21 protein-coding genes are annotated in these 18,354 nt (G+C 66.8%); 15 read left to right on the top strand and 6 right to left on the bottom strand.

What is annotated here, in order from left to right; all coding sequences use genetic code 11:
- Nucleotides 1-18 precede the first annotated feature (18 nt).
- On the bottom strand, nucleotides 19-462 hold the full coding sequence (locus tag ACAM55_RS05105) for a peptidylprolyl isomerase (RefSeq protein WP_157615257.1): 444 nt from the start codon (nucleotides 460-462) through the stop codon (nucleotides 19-21).
- A 108-nt stretch (nucleotides 463-570) separates the two neighbouring features.
- On the opposite strand from ACAM55_RS05105, the gene radC reads away from it, so the two are divergent.
- Nucleotides 571-1,248, top strand: a complete 678-nt coding sequence (radC, locus tag ACAM55_RS05100) for a DNA repair protein RadC (RefSeq protein WP_369654965.1) — start codon at nucleotides 571-573, stop codon at nucleotides 1,246-1,248.
- Nucleotides 1,248-1,904 (top strand): Smr/MutS family protein, encoded by a 657-nt coding sequence (locus ACAM55_RS05095; protein ID WP_369654964.1) that lies wholly within the window; start codon nucleotides 1,248-1,250, stop codon nucleotides 1,902-1,904. Before radC ends, ACAM55_RS05095 begins: the two co-directional genes overlap by 1 nt.
- Before the next feature lie 13 nt (nucleotides 1,905-1,917).
- Here ACAM55_RS05095 and ACAM55_RS05090 read toward each other — a convergent pair whose 3' ends face one another.
- Together ACAM55_RS05090 and ACAM55_RS05085 are read right to left on the bottom strand one after the other, a co-directional pair.
- On the bottom strand, nucleotides 1,918-3,141 hold the full coding sequence (locus ACAM55_RS05090; RefSeq protein ID WP_369654963.1) for an NAD(P)/FAD-dependent oxidoreductase: 1,224 nt from the start codon (nucleotides 3,139-3,141) through the stop codon (nucleotides 1,918-1,920).
- 33 nt (nucleotides 3,142-3,174) lie between these two features.
- A complete protein-coding gene (locus ACAM55_RS05085) occupies nucleotides 3,175-3,597 on the bottom strand; it encodes a group II truncated hemoglobin (RefSeq protein ID WP_369654962.1) in 423 nt (140 codons plus the stop codon).
- A 181-nt stretch (nucleotides 3,598-3,778) separates the two neighbouring features.
- Between ACAM55_RS05085 and ACAM55_RS05080 the strand changes: the two genes are divergently transcribed.
- The 5 genes from ACAM55_RS05080 (at nucleotide 3,779) to ACAM55_RS05060 (ending at nucleotide 8,029) form a co-directional block, all read left to right on the top strand.
- Nucleotides 3,779-4,606, top strand: coding sequence for an ABC transporter substrate-binding protein (locus ACAM55_RS05080; RefSeq protein ID WP_369654961.1), 828 nt, complete (start codon nucleotides 3,779-3,781; stop codon nucleotides 4,604-4,606).
- A 149-nt stretch (nucleotides 4,607-4,755) separates the two neighbouring features.
- Complete coding sequence (locus ACAM55_RS05075) at nucleotides 4,756-5,451, top strand: amino acid ABC transporter permease (RefSeq protein WP_369654960.1); 696 nt, start codon at nucleotides 4,756-4,758, stop codon at nucleotides 5,449-5,451.
- Between the two features lie 94 nt (nucleotides 5,452-5,545).
- A complete protein-coding gene (locus tag ACAM55_RS05070; RefSeq protein ID WP_369654959.1) occupies nucleotides 5,546-6,268 on the top strand; it encodes an amino acid ABC transporter permease in 723 nt (240 codons plus the stop codon).
- Entirely contained in the window at nucleotides 6,265-7,008 is a 744-nt protein-coding gene (locus ACAM55_RS05065) for an amino acid ABC transporter ATP-binding protein (RefSeq protein WP_369654958.1), read from the top strand. The genes ACAM55_RS05070 and ACAM55_RS05065 overlap by 4 nt, the downstream gene beginning before the upstream one ends.
- A gap of 16 nt (nucleotides 7,009-7,024) precedes the next feature.
- Nucleotides 7,025-8,029 carry an isopenicillin N synthase family dioxygenase gene (locus ACAM55_RS05060; protein ID WP_369654957.1) on the top strand — a complete coding sequence of 335 codons (1,005 nt, stop codon included), beginning with the start codon at nucleotides 7,025-7,027 and terminating at the stop codon, nucleotides 8,027-8,029.
- Here ACAM55_RS05060 and ACAM55_RS05055 read toward each other — a convergent pair.
- From ACAM55_RS05055 to ACAM55_RS05045, 3 genes are all read right to left on the bottom strand, one after another.
- Nucleotides 7,972-8,310, bottom strand: coding sequence for a hypothetical protein (locus tag ACAM55_RS05055; protein WP_369654956.1), 339 nt, complete (start codon nucleotides 8,308-8,310; stop codon nucleotides 7,972-7,974). The two genes, ACAM55_RS05060 and ACAM55_RS05055, sit on opposite strands and share 58 nt — an antisense overlap.
- Nucleotides 8,307-8,987, bottom strand: a complete 681-nt coding sequence (locus tag ACAM55_RS05050; protein ID WP_369654955.1) for an HAD family hydrolase — start codon at nucleotides 8,985-8,987, stop codon at nucleotides 8,307-8,309. Before ACAM55_RS05050 ends, ACAM55_RS05055 begins: the two co-directional genes overlap by 4 nt.
- Before the next feature lie 80 nt (nucleotides 8,988-9,067).
- Nucleotides 9,068-10,411, bottom strand: a complete 1,344-nt coding sequence (locus ACAM55_RS05045) for an MFS transporter (protein WP_369654954.1) — start codon at nucleotides 10,409-10,411, stop codon at nucleotides 9,068-9,070.
- Nucleotides 10,412-10,593: 182 nt separating this feature from the next.
- On the opposite strand from ACAM55_RS05045, the gene cyoA reads away from it, so the two are divergent.
- From cyoA to ACAM55_RS05005, 8 genes are all read left to right on the top strand, one after another.
- Nucleotides 10,594-11,628, top strand: coding sequence for a ubiquinol oxidase subunit II (cyoA, locus tag ACAM55_RS05040; RefSeq protein ID WP_369654953.1), 1,035 nt, complete (start codon nucleotides 10,594-10,596; stop codon nucleotides 11,626-11,628).
- Between the two features lie 2 nt (nucleotides 11,629-11,630).
- Nucleotides 11,631-13,637: a cytochrome o ubiquinol oxidase subunit I gene (gene cyoB / locus ACAM55_RS05035; RefSeq protein WP_369654952.1), complete on the top strand. Its 2,007-nt coding sequence runs from the start codon at nucleotides 11,631-11,633 to the stop codon at nucleotides 13,635-13,637.
- Nucleotides 13,630-14,295, top strand: a complete 666-nt coding sequence (cyoC, locus tag ACAM55_RS05030; protein ID WP_369654951.1) for a cytochrome o ubiquinol oxidase subunit III — start codon at nucleotides 13,630-13,632, stop codon at nucleotides 14,293-14,295. The genes cyoB and cyoC overlap by 8 nt, the downstream gene beginning before the upstream one ends.
- Nucleotides 14,292-14,693, top strand: coding sequence for a cytochrome o ubiquinol oxidase subunit IV (cyoD, locus tag ACAM55_RS05025; RefSeq protein ID WP_369654950.1), 402 nt, complete (start codon nucleotides 14,292-14,294; stop codon nucleotides 14,691-14,693). Before cyoC ends, cyoD begins: the two co-directional genes overlap by 4 nt.
- A complete protein-coding gene (locus tag ACAM55_RS05020; RefSeq protein ID WP_369654949.1) occupies nucleotides 14,690-15,532 on the top strand; it encodes an SURF1 family protein in 843 nt (280 codons plus the stop codon). Before cyoD ends, ACAM55_RS05020 begins: the two co-directional genes overlap by 4 nt.
- Nucleotides 15,516-16,931 (top strand): ATP-binding protein, encoded by a 1,416-nt coding sequence (locus ACAM55_RS05015; protein WP_369654948.1) that lies wholly within the window; start codon nucleotides 15,516-15,518, stop codon nucleotides 16,929-16,931. The genes ACAM55_RS05020 and ACAM55_RS05015 overlap by 17 nt, the downstream gene beginning before the upstream one ends.
- Nucleotides 16,915-17,469: a response regulator transcription factor gene (locus ACAM55_RS05010; protein ID WP_369654947.1), complete on the top strand. Its 555-nt coding sequence runs from the start codon at nucleotides 16,915-16,917 to the stop codon at nucleotides 17,467-17,469. Before ACAM55_RS05015 ends, ACAM55_RS05010 begins: the two co-directional genes overlap by 17 nt.
- Before the next feature lie 81 nt (nucleotides 17,470-17,550).
- Nucleotides 17,551-18,237, top strand: a complete 687-nt coding sequence (locus tag ACAM55_RS05005; RefSeq protein ID WP_369656339.1) for a hemolysin III family protein — start codon at nucleotides 17,551-17,553, stop codon at nucleotides 18,235-18,237.
- The last annotated feature ends 117 nt before the right edge of the window (nucleotides 18,238-18,354 follow it).

Genomic DNA, 18,354 nt, shown 5'->3' with positions numbered 1-18,354 from the left:
CGGGCGCCGCCGGGCCGCTCATAGCACCCCGATCAACCGGACCTCGAAGGTCACGGGTTGCCCGGCCAGCGGATGGTTGAAGTCGAAGCGCACCGCGGTCTCGTTCGATTCGACCACCGCGCCCGCGTAGCTGCCCGTGCCGTCGGGCGTGGGGAACTGCACCACGTCGCCGACCGCGTATTGCTCGTCGGGGTCGCCCATCTGCGCCAGCAGCTTCCTGGCCACCCACTGCTGCATCTCGGGGTTGCGCTCGCCAAAGGCCTCGCCGGCGGGCAGCTCGAAGGTGGCGTGCGTGCCCTCTTCCAGGCCCATGAGCCGCTGCTCCATGGCGGGCGAAAGCTCGCCGGTGCCCAGTGACAGGGTCGCGGGTTTGTCGGCGAAAGTGTTGATGATGTCGCCCGCCGGACCGGCCAGCCGGTAGTGCAGGGTCAGGAACGAGCCGGAAGTCACAACGTGGGACATGGGTGCAGTGGAGGTAGGCAAAGACAAGGTGGGTGTCCCGATAAACTGGACTGCATTTTAAGGAGCGGGCGCGTTCGCCTGCCCTTTCAGGGTTTCACCAGGCTTTCGATGGCATTCAAGGATCTCCCCGCCCACGCCCGCCCGCGCGAAAAACTCATCGCGCGGGGTGCCGGCGCGCTGGCCGACGCCGAACTGCTGGCGTTGCTGCTGCGCACGGGCGTGGCCGGAAAAAACGTGCTCCAGCTCGCCCAGGAGCTGCTCGACCACTTCGGAGGCCTTTCGGGGCTGCTCCAGACCGGCGCCGAAGATCTCAAGGTGATCAAGGGCATGGGCGGCGACGCCAAGCGCGCCGAACTCATCGCAGTGCTCGAACTGGCGCGCCGCGCGATGGCCGAGCGGCTCAAGGAGCGAGCGGTGTTCGATTCCCCCGAGGCGGTGAAGCAGTACCTGCAGCTGCACATCGGATCGCGCTCCTACGAGGTGTTTGCGGTGCTGTTTCTCGACGCGCAGCACCGGCTGATCGTGCTCGAGGAGCTGTTTCGCGGAACGCTCACCCAGACCAGCGTCTACCCGCGCGAGGTGGTCACGCGCGCGCTGCACCACCGGGCCGCGGCCGTGGTGCTGTCGCATAACCATCCCAGCGGCAGCATCGAACCCTCCCGGGCCGACGAGTCGCTGACGCAAACGCTGGGCGCTGCGCTCGCGCTGATCGACGTGCGCGTGCTCGACCACGTGATCGTCAGCGCCGGCCAGAGCTTTTCAATGGCCGAGAAAGGGCTGCTCTGATGGCTTCCCGCACGCCGCCCCTCAAGAACCTGGCGGACCTCAAGCAGGTGCAGCGCACGCTCGCCGAAACCCGCGAGCGCGAAGCGGCCGCCGCAACCGCCAAGTCCGCGGCGGAACGCAAGCGCGCCGCCGAGAAAGACCTGTTCACGCGCGCCATCGGTGCCACGGAGCCGCTTCGCCGCAAGGCCGCGGTGCCGCTCGCGCCCGAGCCGCCGGCGCCCATCCCGGTGCAGCACCAGCTCGACGAACAGCGCGTGCTGCGCGAGTCGCTCTCCGACGAATTCGACGTGACCACCCTGCTCGACGTCGACGACGCCATGAGCTTTCGCCGTCCAGGCATCGGCACCGACGTGACCGCGCGGCTGCGCAAGGGCGACTGGAGCATCCAGTCGCAAATCGACCTGCACGGCATGCGCAGCGACGAGGCGCGCGAAGCGCTTGGCGGCTTCATCCGCAACGCCTGCAAGCAGGGTCTGCGCTGCGTGCGCGTGGTGCACGGCAAGGGCCTGGGCTCGCCAGGCAGGCAGCCGGTGCTCAAGACCAAGGCGCAGCGCTGGCTGATCCAGAAGAACGAGGTGATCGCCTTCGTGCAGGCCAAGCCCGCCGAGGGCGGCGCGGGCGCCCTGGTGGTCCTGCTGGCGCCAGCGCGCCGCTGACTTGCGGCAGCAGCTAGGACAAGTGGTTCTTCAGGGGGATCGACGCATCCGCCACCGCTGCCGCCTCGGGACTGAGCCCCGCTTCGAGCAGCTTGCGGCTCATCATGTGATCGACAGGCGCGTTGACCGATTCGACGCACACCAGCTGCCCATCGACATAGTGGAATAGCGAGAACGCATCGGGCTTGGGCCCGGCACGCCGCACGCTGGTCAACCCCGGCGTGCCTTCGGCGGGCATCAGGCCGACCATCTGCAGGCGCATGCTGCCCTGGTCGGACCAGAACCACGGCAGGGCATCGTGCGGCCGTGCGGCGCCGGTCAGCGTGGCGACCGCAGTGCGCGCCTGGTCGCTAGCGTTCTGCACCGATTCGAGCCGCAGCGCGCGCCCCGCGCGCCGATCGGGAAAGCGCGTGCAGTCGCCCACCGCGAGCACGTCGGCCGCGCTGGTCTGCATGTGGCCATCGACCACGATGCCGTCGGCGCATTCGATGCCGGCGGCCTGCGCCAGCGCGGTTTCGGGCACGGCGCCAATGCCCAGCAGCAGCAGGTCCACCGGCTGCTTCACGCCGTTGACCTGGAGCGAAAGCAGCCGCGCCCCTTCGACCTCGAACGCGCCGGTACGCGCGCCAAGCACGACGTCGATGCCCGCCGCGCGATGCGTTGCGAGCACATGGGCCGAGAGCTCGGGCGACACGGCACGGCCCAGCAGGCGCGGCGCGCTTTCGATCACCTGCACGCCCTTGCCGAGTGCCTTGGCCGTGGCCGCCACTTCGAGCCCGATGAAGCCGCCGCCCAGCACCGTGACCTGCTGCGCGTCGGCGAGCCGCGAACGCAGGCGATGCGCTTCATCGGCGGCGCGCAGGCTGGCGACGTTTTCGAGCCCCGGCTTCAGGTCGGGCATCTGGCGGGCACGCGTGCCGGTCGCCAGCACGAGCCGCTCCCAGGGCAGGACGGCGCCCGACCGCAGCGTGACGGTGTGCGCCTCGCGGTCGACGGACACGGCCGCATCGCCCAGGTGCAGCGTGATGCCCGCCTCGCGGTACCAGTCGGCCGCCTTGTGCGGCTGCGTGGTTTCCTCGGCGCTCTTGAGAAACGACTTGGACAAGGGCGGGCGATGGTACGGCTCGCAAGCCTCCTCGCAGACCAGGTGCACGTGCGCGCCCAGCCCCGCCTGGGCCAATCCGGCGCACAGCTGGGCCGCGGCGTGGCCGCCGCCGATGATGACGATGGAATTCATTGAAGAGAGTCTCTTTCGGAGTCGTTGTCTGTTCTATTGCTCGCCGCGATTGCGCATCCAGTCGGCAGTCTGGAAGAAGGAGTCGCGCAGGCGTGCGCGCAATCCCTCGGGCACGCCCGTCTCGCCCATGGCCTGGTCCATGCAGGCCAGCCACTGGTCGCGCTCCTTGATGCCGATGCTGTGGCCGCCGATGCTCCGCGGCAGATGGCGCGCGCGCAGCATCGGATGCCCGAAGCGGTCGGTGTAGTGCTGCGGGCCGCCGAGCCAGCCGCACAGGAACCAGAAGAGCCGCTGGCGCGCATTCTCGAGGCTGGTGCCGTGCACCGCGCGCAGCTGCGCATAGGCCGGCTCGAGCTCCATCAGGTCGTAGAAGCGATCGACCAGCGCCTGCACCCTGGGTTCGCCGCCGATCCATTCGAAGGGCGTGTCGGCGGGTGGCTTTTCGTGAATCTGCATGGCGGGAGTATCTCTCCAGCGCCGCCCCTGGCCTGCACGAGGCGTGAATTCCCGCGAATCCGGATCCCAGTACCGGCATCAGGACCATTTGGGCGTCCATATGCATATGTCGATTGAGGATTTAATAATCCACGGTTTTATTGATATGGTGCCGTCCTTGCTTTCCCAGAAGGAGAAGAACATGCGCCTGAACCTCATTGCCGCGGCCCTCGCGGCCTCCGCCCTGCTGACGGGCATCGCCGCCCATGCGGACCAGCTCGCCGACATCAAGAAAAAGGGCGAACTCGTGGTCGGCGTGCTCGGCACCGACGAGCCCGCCACTTTCATCGATCCGAAGACGCGCCAGATCGTCGGCTACGAAGTCGACCTGGTGAACGCCATTGCCAAGAAGATCGGCGTGAAGCCGGTGCTCAAGCAGATTGCAGTGGCCGCGCGCATTCCCGAACTGCAGCAGGGCCATGTGGACCTGGTGGCCGCCGGCCTCACGCACAACAAGGAGCGCGAGGCGCAGATCGATTTCTCGCTGACCACCTTCGTCACCGGCCAGAAGGCCATCGTGAAGAAGGACAGCGGCATCACCGACGTGCCGCAGCTCGCCGGCAAGAAGGTGCTGACCATCCGCGGCGGCACGCAGGAACCCAACATCCGCAAGGCCGTGCCCACCGCCGAGGTCGTGACCTTCGACACCAGCCAGCAGGCCTTCCAGGCGCTGCAGCAGGGCAAGGGCGTCGGCTATGTGGATGACGAGGCCGCGCTGCTGCGCAGCTACGCCAAGCTGGGCCCGCAGAAGGCCCAGTATGTGGTGCTCAAGCAGAACCTGAGCACCGAGGCGCTGGCCATCGGCATCAAGAAGGGCGAGAGCGGGCTGAAGGGCGTGGTGGACGACACGCTGCGCGAACTCGAGAAGTCGGGTGAAGCGCAGAAGATCTTCGTCAAGTGGTACGGCCCGGCCACGGCTTCCGGATTCCAGACGCGCGACTTCAAGCTCGAGAGCGACAAGATCGACTGATCCCGCGTTTCTCCTTCCCCTTCCGGGGGAAGGCAGGGATGGGGGCTCGCGGCCTTTGCACAGGCCGCGGGGCGCATCGATCGCCGCCGTGCCCCACCCCAGCCCTCCCCCAGCGGGGGCCCTCCGCGGCGGTGATACTGTCGCCCCCCATGCCCCTGTTCGACTATTCGCTGCTGCTGACCGGCAAGTACCACGACATGCTGGTCGCGGGCCTGCTGCTGTCGCTGCAGCTGCTGGCGGCTTCGCTGGTGCTGGCGCTGCCCATTGCAATGGTGGTGGCGCTGCTTCGGCTCTCCCCGCTCGCACCGCTGCGCTGGCTGGGCTTCGCGTACGTGGAGACGATCCGCAACATCCCGCTGCTCGCCCACATGCTGTTCTGGTACTTCGGCGCGCCCGAGCTGCTGCCGGAGGGCATCAAGCAGTGGCTCTATGCGGGGCATATCGAGGCCTACAGCGCCATCATCGCGCTCTCGCTCTACACAGCCGCCTTCATGGCGGAGGACATCCGCAGCGGCATCCGCGCGATTCCCACGGTGCAGTTCGAGGCCGGCCGCGCGCTGGGCTTCGGCTTTCTGGGCACCATGCGCCGCGTGGTGCTGCCGCAGGCGTTGCGCGTGACGGTGCCGCCGCTCATCTCGCAAACGCTGAGCCTCTGGAAGAACACCTCGATCGCGACCGTGATCGGCGTGGCCGAACTGATGTACCAGGCCGGGCAGGTCGAGAGCGCAACCTTCCGCAGCTTCGAGTCGTTCGCGTTCGCGAGCGCGGCGTACCTGACGGTGTCGCTTGCGATCACCGGCCTCGCCACCTGGTACCACCACCGCTTTCCGGTGCGAACCATATGAAGGCGTCCGAGCGCCGCCGGGCCGCCCCAAGGCGCGAGCGGCCCCCTCGGGGGGCAGCGAGGACACGCAGTGCCGAGCGTGGGGGCCATTTCCGATGCTAGAGATCATCAGCGACTATTGGGTCTACTTCCTGATCGGGCAGTACCCGAACGGGCCGCTCGGCGGGCTGGTGCTGACGCTGCTGCTCGCCTCCTGCGGGCTGGTGCTCGCGCTGCCGCTGGGCATCGTGCTCGGGCTGGCGCGCGTGAGCCCGTGGCGCTGGCTGCGCTGGCCGGTCACGGGCTTCGTCTTCGTGGTGCGCGGCCTTCCCTTGCTGATGGTGATTTTCTGGGCCTACTTCTTCCTGCCCAGCGTGACGGGCGTGAAAACCGACCAGTTCACCACCATGCTGATCGCGCTCGTGGTGTTCGACGCGGCGTACCTCGCCGAGATCGTGCGCGCCGGCATCCAGGGCCTGCCGCGCGGCCAGATGGAAACCGCCCGCGCGCTGGGCCTGGACTATGGCCGCGCGATGCGCCTCGTGGTGCTGCCGCAGGCGCTGCGCAGCATGCTGCCCTCGCTGGTGAACCAGTTCGTCTCGACCATCAAGGAGACCTCGCTGGGCTACATCATCGGGCTGGCCGAGGTGTCGTTCATCGCGACGCAGATCAACACGCAGGTGTTCACCAAGCCGGCCCAGATCTACCTGATCCTGGGCCTGACCTATTTCATTCTCTGTTTCGGCCTGTCGCGCTTCGCCTACTGGCTCGAACGCCGTCTCGCGCGGCGCGGCATGTCCGTGGCCAACCCCGCCTCGGCCCCCAAGGTGTCCGCATGATCGAACTCCAGAACGTCAACAAGTGGTACGGCAGCTATCAAGCCCTGGTCGACATCAACGAGACCATCCACAAGGGCGAGGTGGTCGTGGTGTGCGGCCCCTCGGGCTCCGGCAAGTCGACGCTGATCCGCACCTTCAACCGGCTGGAGCCGATCCAGTCGGGCCGCATTCTCATCGAAGGCAAGGACATCCACGCGCCGGGCACCGATGTGAATGCGTTCCGCTCGCGCATCGGCTTCGTGTTCCAGCAGTTCAACCTGTTCCCGCATCTCACGGTGCTGCAGAACTGCACGATGGCGCCGATGCAGCTGCGCGGCCTCACACGCAAGGAGGCCGAGGAGCGCGCGATGGCGCTGCTGCAGCGTGTGGGCCTTGCGAACAAGGCCAACGCCTGGCCCAGCGAGCTCTCGGGCGGCCAGCAGCAGCGCGTGGCAATCGCGCGCGCACTTGCCATGCAGCCGCCGCTGATGCTGTTCGACGAGCCCACCAGTGCGCTCGACCCCGAGATGGTGGGCGAGGTGCTGCTGGTGATGCGCGACCTCACGCGCGACGGCATGACCATGGTCTGCGTGACACACGAAATGGGCTTTGCGCGCGAGGTGGCCGACCGGGTGCTGTTCATGGACGAGGGCAAGGTGCTCGAACGCGCCACACCCGACGACTTCTTCAACCGGCCGCAGCACCCCCGCGCGCAGCAGTTTCTTTCGGACATCCGCTCGCCCTTCTCGCGCGGCGCATGACATGCTCTCCACGCCCATGACCGATATGCAGACGCTCCCCGTGATCGACGTCGGCCCGCTCGTGGCCGGAACGCCCGGGCGTGACAGCGTGGCCGCGCAGATCGGCGCCGCCTGCCGCGCGCACGGCTTCTTCTACGTGACGGGCCACGGCGTCGATGCAGCGCTGGTGCACCGGCTCGAAGACCTGAGCCACCAATTCTTCGCACTGCCCGAAGCAACGAAGATGCAATGGCGCATGGCCCTGGGCGGGCGCGCCTGGCGCGGCTTCTTCCCGCTCGGCGGCGAACTCACGTCGGGCCGGCCCGACTGGAAGGAAGGCCTCTACCTCGGCACCGAGCTGCCCGCCTCGCATCCGCTGGTGCAGGCGAAGACACCGGTGCACGGGCCCAACCTCTTCCCCGACGTGCCGGGCTTGCGCGAAGCCATCCTCGACTACATGGCGGCCGTCACGCAGCTGGGCCACCGGCTGATGGAAGGCATTGCGCTGAGCCTCGGCCTGCCGGCAGCGTATTTTGCCGAGCGCTACACGGCCGATCCGCTGATCCTGTTCCGCCTGTTCAACTACCCCTCGCAGCCCGTGCCCGAAGGGCTCGACGTGCAGTGGGGCGTGGGCGAGCACACGGACTACGGCCTGCTCACCATCCTGCACCAGGACGACGTGGGCGGCCTCGCCGTGCACACGCCCGGCGGCTGGATCGATGCGCCGCCGATTCCGGGCTCCTTCGTCTGCAACATCGGCGACATGCTCGACCGCATGACCGGCGGGCTCTACAAGTCGACGCCGCACCGCGTGAGGCGCAACACCTCGGGCCGCGACCGGCTCTCGTTCCCGCTGTTCTTCGACCCGAACTTCGAGGCCCGCGTGCAGCGCATCGAAGGCCTCGCGGGCGCGGAGGCGCTCGACGACAGCGCCGAGCGCTGGGACCGTGCCAATGTGCACGCCTTCAGCGGCCGCTACGGCGACTACCTGCTCGCCAAGGTTTCGAAAGTGTTTCCGCAGTTGCGCGACGAGGTGCTCTGAAGCGCTCTTGATGGCGGGCTGCCGGCGGGGACGTCGAGGAACGCGTCCTCCCAGTCGCCGACGTCCGCATCGGGATCGGAGATGGGCACGAGCTTGTCGCTGCGGCAATAAAAGGTCCAGCCCTCGAACAGCACGTCGTAGTAGGTGCCGGGCAGGTAGCGCTCGCTGGGCGCCTCGTAGGGCGCCGAGACCACCTCCACGATGCGTCCGACGGCGCGCTCGGTCATCGGCGACGCGAGGCAGCTGTCGAGCACGTGGCAGAGGGTCCCGATCTTGATCATGTGCGCATCACCTGGCCGGGAAACCATCGCGGCACATGCGCGACGGCCTCGTGCAGGGAGTCGAGCACATGGAACGCCCGCTCGACGATCGAAGTGGGCGGGTGCTTGAGGTCCGGCACGATCACGACCCTGAGGCCCGCCGCCAGCGCGGCCTTGGCGCCGTTCTCGCTGTCCTCGAAGGCCACGCATTCCGCCGGGTCCACGCCCAGGCGCTGTGCCGCGAGCAGGTAGAGCGCCGGGTCGGGCTTCGCCCGGGCCACCTCGTCGCCGCCTGCGAAGGCGTCGAAATGGTGAAGCACGTCGAGGCTCCCAAGGCAGGCCTGGATCTGGCCGCTGGTCGAAGACGACGCCACGGCACAGCGCGTTCCCCGCTGCCGCAGCGCACCCAGGAACTCGGCCGCGCCGGGCTTGATGGGAAACATCGGAAGGCCGTCCGCGCGCTGCAGTTGCAGCAGTTTGCGGACGTGGGCGATGGCATGGCGATAGGCGTCGGGCCCGCCGAGCAGCGTGCCGAGAATCAGCTCGGACTCTGCGGTCGCGAGGCCCACCACCTGCAGATACTGGCTGTGCGAAAGCTCGATGTCGAGCGTGCGGGCCGCTTCGATCCAGGCAGCCATGATGGGCCGCTCCGAATCGATGAGCAGCCCGTCCATGTCGAAGATGGCGGCGGCGAACATGGGGCGATCCTAAGCCTGTGCGCCGGAAAACAAAAAAGGGGCCGAACGGCCCCTTTGGAGAAACGGCTGCGATCCGCCGCTCAGTCGCGCACCAGCGCCCGGTTCAGCCCCAGCGCCGCCAGCGTGCCAACCGCACCCGACAGCAGATACACGCTCACATAGGCCAGCCCGAAATTCGCCGACAGGCCGAGCGCCACCAGCGGGGCAAAGGCGGCGCCGATGAGCCACGCCAGGTCGGCCGTCAGTGCGGCGCCGGTGTAGCGGTACTTGGGCTCGAAGTTCGAGGTCACCGCGCCGGCCGCCTGGCCGTATGACAAGCCCAGCAGCACGAAGCCCAGCAGGATGAAGATGTCCTGCCCGAGGCGGCCGCCGTCGAGCAGCGTGGGCGCAAAGCCGCTGAACACCGCGATCATCGCGGCCAGGCCGCCGAGCGTGAAACGGCGTCCCACGCGGTCGGCAATCAGGCCGGAGGCCACGATGCCGCCGGCGCAGAACACCGCGCCGATCATCTGCACCACCAGGAACTCGGTGATCGACTGGTCGGAGTACAGCGTGATCCACGACAGCGGGAACACCGTGATCAGGTGGAAGAGCGCATAGCTGGCCAGCGCCGCGAACGCGCCGATCAGCAGGTTGGCGCCCTGCGAGCGGGTCAGCTCGACCACGCTGGTGGGCTGCAGCTCGCGCTCTTCGAGCAGGCGCGAATACTCTTCGGTCGCCACCAGCCGCAGGCGCGCGAACAGCGCCACCACGTTGATCGCAAAGGCCACGTAGAAGGTGTAGCGCCAGCCCCAGTCGAGGAAGTCCTTGAGCGGCAGGTTGGCATACAGGTAGGCGAACAGCGCGCTGGCCACGAAAAAGCCGAGCGGCGCACCCAGCTGGCCCAGCATGGCGTACCAGCCGCGGCGGTTCTGCGGCGCATTGAGCGCCAGCAGCGAAGGCAGGCCGTCCCACGAGCCGCCGAGCGCCAGGCCCTGGGCAAAGCGGAAGACCGACAGCAGCACGATCGACGTGAATCCGATGCTCGCGTAGCCTGGCAGGAAGGCAATGCCCGCAGTGGAGGTTCCCAGCACGAACAGCGCAATGGTCAGCTTGGCCTCTCGCCCGAACCGTCGCTGGATGGCCATTGAAATGACAGTTCCGAACGGGCGCGCAATGAAGGCGAAGGAAAAAACCACGAAGGCGTAGAGGGTTCCCTCGAGGCGCGCCTCGAACGGGAAGAACACCGCGGGGAACACCAGCACCGAGGCAATGCCGTAGACGAAGAAGTCGAAATACTCGGAAGCGCGGCCGATGATCACGCCGACCGCGATCTCGCCCGGGGCGATGTGCGGGTGATCGGCGTCGCTCTGGCTGGCGCCGTTTCCGGACGTGTTCGGCACAGGCTGTGCGCCTTGCGGACTGATGCTGGACGTCGTCGTCATTGCGTTTTGTAATTCGGGTGTCACCGGCAGTGACAAAGGTAGACCATTGAACAGAGGTTCCAAGCGTCTCACCGAATGGGGATTCCCGCCATAGGACAAAACGTCCAATAGGCGGCAGAAGCCTTTGGTCGTAGATTGTGGAGTCTTTGCGCAGCCCACGCACCTCTTTCTCTCTCTTCGGCATGCCCACCCTCCACTCCCTTCGCCGATGGCTCCTGTTGCTCCCCCTCGCCTTGCTGGCGGGCTGCAACACGGTGCTCATGAACCCTTCCGGCGACATCGCCAACCAGCAGGGACGCCTGATCGTCGTCTCCACCGTGCTGATGCTGATCATCATCATTCCGGTGATCGCGCTGACCATCTTCTTCGCCTGGCGCTACCGCCAGTCGAACAAGGAGGCCGACTACAGCCCCGACTGGGACCACTCCACCCAGCTCGAGCTCGCGATCTGGGCCGCGCCGCTTCTGATCATCATCGCGCTGGGCGCCATCACGTGGATCAGCACCCACACGCTCGATCCGTACCGGCCGCTGAGCCGCCTGGACGCCGAGCGCCCGGTTCCCGCCGAAGCCAAGCCGCTGGTGGTCGAAGTGGTGGCACTCGACTGGAAATGGCTCTTCATCTACCCTGAACAAGGCTTTGCCACGGTGAATGAAATGGCCGCACCGGTCGACCGGCCGATCACTTTCAAGATCACGGCCACCTCGGTGATGAACTCTTTCTTCATTCCCGCGCTGGCCGGGCAGATCTACGCCATGCCGGCCATGGAAACCAAGCTGCACGCGGTTATCAACAAGCCGGGCGAGTTCGAGGGCTTCTCGGCCAACTACAGCGGCGCGGGCTTCTCGGGCATGCGCTTCAAGTTCCACGGCCTGACCCACGACGGCTTTGAAGAGTGGGTGAAAAAGGCCAAGGCCGGCAAGGACGGCGAGCTCAGCCGCGAAACCTACGTGAAGCTCGAAGCGCCGAGCGAGCGCGATCCCGTGCGCCACTACGCCAGCGTGGCGCCCGACCTGTATGACGCCATCCTCAACCGTTGCGTCGACCGCAACAAGATGTGCATGAAGCAGATGATGGCCATCGACGCCGAGGGCGGCCTGGGCAAGCCCGGCGCCTTCAATGTGGCCACCAAGGCAACCGCCTGGCAGCCCGACAGCATCAATTCCAGTTCGCCGACGCGCAAGTACGTCACGGCAATGTGCACCACCGAAGAATGACGATGTTCGAGAACCTTGACCTGACGAAGCTCGTCTTCGGCCGCCTCACGTGGGAGGCAATTCCCTACCACGAGCCCATCCTGCTTGCGACCTTTGCGGCCGTGGTGCTGGGCGGACTTGCCATCCTCGGCGCGCTGACCTACTTCAAGCTCTGGGGCACCCTGTGGCGCGACTGGATCACCAGCATCGACCACAAGAAGATCGGCATCATGTACATCATCCTCGGGCTGGTGATGCTGCTGCGCGGCTTTGCCGACGCGATCATGATGCGGGCCCAGCAGGCCATCGCCTTCGGCGACAACGCCGGCTTCCTGCCGCCGCACCACTACGACCAGATCTTCACCGCCCACGGCGTGATCATGATCTTCTTCGTGGCCATGCCGCTGGTCACGGGCCTCATGAACTTCGTGGTGCCGCTGCAGATCGGCGCACGCGACGTGGCCTTCCCGTTCCTGAACAACTTCAGCTTCTGGATGACCACCTTCGGTGCCGGCCTGGTGATGGCGTCGCTTTTCGTGGGCGAGTTCGCCAAGACCGGCTGGCTGGCCTACCCGCCGCTGTCGGGCATTCTCTTCAGCCCCGACGTGGGGGTCGACTACTACATCTGGTCATTGCAGATAGCGGGGGTGGGAACCCTGCTCTCCGGCGTCAACCTGCTGGCCACCATCGTGAAGATGCGCGCGCCCGGCATGACGATGATGAAGATGCCGGTGTTCACCTGGACTGCTCTCTGCACCAACGTGCTGATCGTGGCTGCCTTCCCGGTGCTGACCGCCGTGCTGGCCCTGCTGTCGCTCGACCGCTACGTCGGCACCAACTTCTTCACGAACGACCTCGGCGGCAACGCCATGATGTACGTGAACCTGATCTGGATCTGGGGCCACCCCGAGGTGTACATCCTGATCCTGCCGGCCTTCGGCATCTTCTCGGAGGTGGTCTCCACCTTCTCCGGCAAGCGCCTCTTCGGCTACGCGTCGATGGTGTACGCCACGGTCGTGATCACCATCCTGTCGTACCTGGTGTGGCTGCACCACTTCTTCACCATGGGCTCCGGCGCCAGCGTGAACTCGTTCTTCGGCATCACGACGATGATCATCTCGATCCCGACGGGCGCGAAGATCTTCAACTGGCTCTTCACCATGTACCGCGGCCGCATCCGCTTCGAGCTGCCCATGATGTGGACCATCGGCTTCATGATCACCTTCGTGATCGGCGGCATGACGGGCGTGCTGCTCGCGGTGCCCCCGGCCGACTTCGTGCTGCACAACAGCCTGTTCCTGATCGCCCACTTCCACAACGTGATCATCGGCGGCGTGCTGTTCGGCATGCTGGCCGGCATCACTTACTGGTTCCCAAAGGCCTTCGGCTACAAGCTCGATCCGTTCTGGGGCAAGTGCTCGTTCTGGTTCTGGATCGTGGGCTTCTGGTTCGCCTTCATGCCGCTGTACATCCTGGGCCTGATGGGCGTCACGCGCCGCATGAGCCACTTCCAGGACATGTCGCTGCAGATCTGGTTCCAGGTCGCCGCCTTCGGCGCCGTGCTGATCGCGCTGGGCATCGCATCGTTCCTGATCCAGCTGGTGGTGAGCTACATCCGCCGCGACTCGCTGCGCGACACCACGGGCGACCCGTGGAATGGCCGCACGCTCGAATGGTCGACCTCGTCGCCGCCGCCAGCCTACAACTTCGCGTTCACGCCGCGCATCCACGACAACGACGCTTGGACCGACATGAAGCGCCGCGGCTACGCCCGCCCGATCGAAGGCTTCACGCCCATCCACATGCCCAAGAACACGGCTGCCGGCTTCGTCATCGCGGCGCTGGCGGCGGTCTGCGGCTTCGCGCTGATCTGGCAGATGTGGCTCGTGGCGGGCATCGGCTTCTTCGCCATGCTGGCGGCCGTGATCATCCATACCTTCAACTACAAGCGCGACTACCACATCCCCGCGGATGAAGTCGTCCGCACCGAAGACGCCCGCACGCGACTCCTGGCAGCAGCCCATGTCTGATACCACCGCCCTCCACTCTCCCGCGGGCGTCCACGCCCACAGCGACCAGACGGGCAAGCCGCCCGTGTTCGAGCTGTTCCACGTCGGCAACGACCACCACCCCGAAAACGGCACGCTGCTGGGCTTTTGGCTCTACCTGATGAGCGACTGCCTGGTTTTCGCCTGCCTGTTCGCGACCTATGGCGTGCTGGGCCGCAGCTACGCGGCCGGCCCCTCGGGCGCCGACCTGTTCGACCTCCCGCTGGTGGCCATCAACACATCGCTGCTGCTCTTCTCGTCCATCACCTATGGCTTCGCGGTGCTCGAGATGCAGCGCAAGCGCATGGGCGGCACGCTGGCGTGGCTGTTCGTCACCGGCCTGCTGGGCGCGGGCTTCATCGGCCTGGAGCTGTACGAGTTCGCGCACCTGATCCACGAAGGCGCGGGCCCGCAGCGCAGCGCCTTCCTGTCGTCGTTCTTCGCGCTGGTCGGCACCCACGGCCTGCACGTGACCTTCGGCATCGTCTGGCTCATCGTGCTGATGATCCAGCTGCCCAAGCACGGCTTCACCGCCGCGAACCGCCGCCGCCTGATGTGCCTGTCGATGTTCTGGCACTTCCTGGACGTGGTCTGGATCGGCGTCTTCACTTTTGTCTATCTGATGGGATCGATGCAATGAGCGCCGCCACCAACAACGCCGCCCACGGCCATGGCGCGCACGACGACCATCACGACGACGGCCCCGTCAGCCACAGCACTTTCAAGGGCTACATGACCGGCTTCGTGCTGGCCGTGATCCTGACCGCGATTCCGTTCTGGCTCGTGATGGGCAAGGTGCTCGCCAGCACGCACACCACCTCGCTCGTCATCCTGGGCTTTGCCGCGGTGCAGATCGTGGTCCACATGATCTATTTCCTGCACATGGACGCCAAGTCCGAGAGCGGCTGGAACATGCTCGCGCTGATCTTCACGATCGTGCTCGTGGTGATCACGCTGGCCGGATCGCTCTGGGTCATGTACCACATGAACGCCAACATGATGCCGATGTCGGTGCACGACATGAAGAACATGCCTTGACGCCCCTGCCGCCAGACCACAGCACCCCAAGCCTCGACACGCCGGCCAGCCGCCAGCGCTCCGCGGCGGCCCGGGTGGCACTGGCGGTCTGCGCGGCACTGGCCTTTGCCGGCTTCTTCGCGCTCGGCACCTGGCAGGTCGAGCGCCGGGCCTGGAAGCTCGATCTCATCGCCCGCGTCGAACAGCGCGTGCACGCCCCGCCCGCCGATGCGCCCGGGCGCGATCGCTGGCCGCAAGTGAACGCGGCCGCCGACGAATACCGGCGCGTGCGCCTCGCCGGCACCTTTCTCCACGACAAGGAAACCCTGGTGCAGGCCAGCACCCGGCTGGGCGCCGGCTTCTGGGTGCTGACGCCGCTGCGCGCTGCCGATGGCAGCATCGTGCTGGTCAACCGCGGCTTCGTGCCACCCGAAGCGCAGGGCCGCCCGGCGCGCGCGGCCTCCGAGCCCCAGGGCGAAACCACCGTGACCGGGCTGCTGCGCATCACCGAACCCAAGGGCGGTTTCCTGCGCAAGAACGAGCCGGCCGCGCAGCGCTGGTTCTCGCGCGACGTGCAGGCCATTGCCGCCGCACGCGGCCTCGGCAACGTGGCGCCGTACTTCGTCGATGCGGATGCCGCGCCGTCTTCGTCCAGCACGGCCCCTGCCTGGCCCGCCGGCGGCCTCACGGTCATCGCCTTTCCCAACAGCCACCTTGTCTACGCCCTCACCTGGTATGGCCTCGCGCTGATGGTCCTGGGCGCCGCCGGGTACGCCTGGCGCGAGGGGCGCAGGCGCCGCAGCGGCGAAAATACCGCCAATGCCCAAGCCAGCTCCCGTCCAGATGCCCGCCACGACTGAGCCTCTCGCCGTCGCGGGGGAACTGCACGCGCCCCGCGCGGGCGTGGCGAGCCTGGACAACGCCACCGGCCACAAGAACATGCAGCAGCTGATCCAGCTGCGCTGGTTCGCGGTGGTCGGGCAGGTGGCCACCATCCTGCTGGTGCATTACGGCTTCGGCATCCGGCTGCCGCTCGACCACATGCTGCAGGTGCTGACCTGCCTTGCGCTCTTCAACGGCGTGAGCCTGCTGCGCTCGCGCAGCCTTCGCCGCGTGACCAACGGCGAACTCTTTCTCGCGCTGCTGGTCGACGTGGCCACGCTCACCGCACAGCTCTACCTGAGCGGCGGCGCCACCAATCCGTTCGTCTTTTTATATCTGCTGCAGGTCATCCTGGGCGCGGTGCTGCTCAAGGCCTGGTCGACATGGACCATCGTCGTCGTCACCAGCCTCTGCTTTGCGGGGCTGGCGCTTTTCTCGCGCCCGCTCGCGCTGCCGCTCGACCACGACCGCGGGCTCTGGAGCCCCTACGTGCAGGGCATGCTGATCTGCTTTGCGCTCAATGCGGCGCTGCTGGTGGTGTTCATCACCCGCATCAGCCGCAACCTGCGCGCACGCGATGCACGGCTGGCCGACCTGCGCCAGCGCGCGTCGGAAGAAGAGCACATCGTGCGCATGGGCCTGCTCGCCTCCGGCGCCGCGCACGAACTCGGCACGCCGCTGGCCACGCTGGCGGTGATCCTCGGCGACTGGCGCCGGTTGCCGCATTTCAGCTCCGACCCCGAGCTGCTGACCGAAGTGGCCGAGATGGAGCTGCAGATCCAGCGCTGCAAGAGCATCGTGAGCGGCATCCTGCTGTCCGCCGGCGAGGCGCGCGGCGAGTCGTCGGAAGAGACCACGGTGAGCACCTTCCTCGACGACCTGGTCGAGGAATGGCGCACCACGCGCCCCGTCGAGGAATTCGACTACGAGAACCGCTTCGGCCGGGACCTGCCCATGGTTTCCGACTCGGCCCTCAAGCAGATGATCTGCAACGTGCTCGACAATGCGCTGGAAGCCTCGCCGCACTGGCTGCGCTTCGAAGTGGCGCATGACGCCGACGCGCTGACCCTCACCGTGACCGATGCCGGCCCCGGGTTCCTGCCGTCCATCCTGAAGGAGTTCGGCAAGCCCTACCAGTCGAGCAAGGGACGGCCGGGCGGCGGGCTCGGTCTGTTCCTGGTGGTCAACGTGGCCCGCACCCTGGGCGGCCGCGTCGCGGTGCACAACCGGCCCGGAGGCGGCGCCATCGTGGCCATCACGCTGCCTCTCGCGGCCATCGTGCTGGAAGAAGAGGAAGACGACGACGAAGAAGCAGGCGAAGAGACTCCAGCCATCGACGCCATCGAAAAAGCGAAAGCCCATGACGCAAACCGCTGAAGCCGAGCGCCAGTTGCTGATCGTCGAAGACGACGCGGCCTTCGCGCGCACGCTCGGCAAGTCGTTCGAGCGCCGCGGCTACGCGGTCACGCACGCGAGCAATGCCGAAGAGGTCGAGACCCTGCTGCAGACCCATGCGCCGGGCTACGGCTATGCGGTGGTCGACCTGAAGCTCAACGGCGAGGCCTCGGGCCTGGCCTGCGTGCAGATGCTGCACCGGCACAACCCCAAGATGCTGATCGTGGTGCTCACGGGCTTTGCCAGCATCGCAACGGCTGTCGAGGCAATCAAGCTCGGCGCCTGCCACTACCTGGCCAAACCCTCGAACACCGACGACATCGAGGCCGCCTTCGGCCGCGCCACCGGCACCACCGAGGTGGAACTGACCAACCGATCGACCTCGATCAAGACGCTCGAATGGGAGCGCATCCACGAGACGCTGGCCGAGACCGGCTTCAACATCTCCGAGACCGCGCGGCGTCTCGGCATGCATCGGCGCACATTGGCACGCAAATTGGGCAAACAGCAGGTCAAGTAACATGACTTTCCGGTTTGCACGGAAGTCGTGGAACCAAGCCCGATCCAGGAGGTTCTGTTCCCAATGACGAATCGACACCCGATGCAACTGCAGCAAGCCCTTCCGGTCCACGCGGACAAGCGGCCTCCCCTGACCCGCGACCAGACCGCGCTGGAGGAAATCTTCAATGCGCTGAGCCACGGCCTCGGCCTGCTGCTGGCCATTGCCTCGCTGCCCATCCTGGTCTACAGCGCCGCCCAGAAGGGCCAGGCCGCGAGCATCGTCGGTGCATCGCTTTTCGCGGGCACGGCCATCGTGCTGTACCTGATTTCCACGCTATACCACGCGCTGCCCATGGGCAGGGCCAAGGCGTGGTTCAACCGGCTCGACCACGCAGCCATCTACCTTTTCATTGCGGGCAGCTACATGCCCTTCCTGTTCGGCGTGCTGCGCGGGCCCTGGGGCTGGACCCTGTTCGGGGCCATTTGCGCTGCGGCCGCGCTGGGGGTGGGCGCCAAGCTGTTCAACCGGCTGCGGCATCCGCTGTGGTCGACCGGGCTCTACGTGGCCATGGGCTGGATGGCGTTGATGGCGGCGGTGCCGCTGTACGAGCGCATGTCGCCCGCGGGGCTGGGCTGGCTGGTGGCCGGCGGGCTCTTCTACACGGCCGGTGCGGTGGTCTTCCTGTTCGACAACAAGGTGCGCTTTGCCCATTCGGTATGGCACCTGTTCGTGCTGGCCGGCAGCACCTGCCACTTCTTCGCCGTGCTCTGGCACTCGCACGGCTGATCCTTCTTCCTGGGGCCTGTTGGGGGCCGTGCAATTCGGGGTGCGTGCGCAGGCCACCGGGCACTCCCCTCCGCGAATGTCCCCCGTCGGCGTGATCGCGCCCCGAACAGATAGCCC

This window comes from Variovorax sp. V213, assembly GCF_041154455.1.
Classification (GTDB): Bacteria; Pseudomonadota; Gammaproteobacteria; order Burkholderiales; family Burkholderiaceae_C; genus Variovorax.
This window is presented reverse-complemented; position numbering and strand designations above follow the sequence as displayed.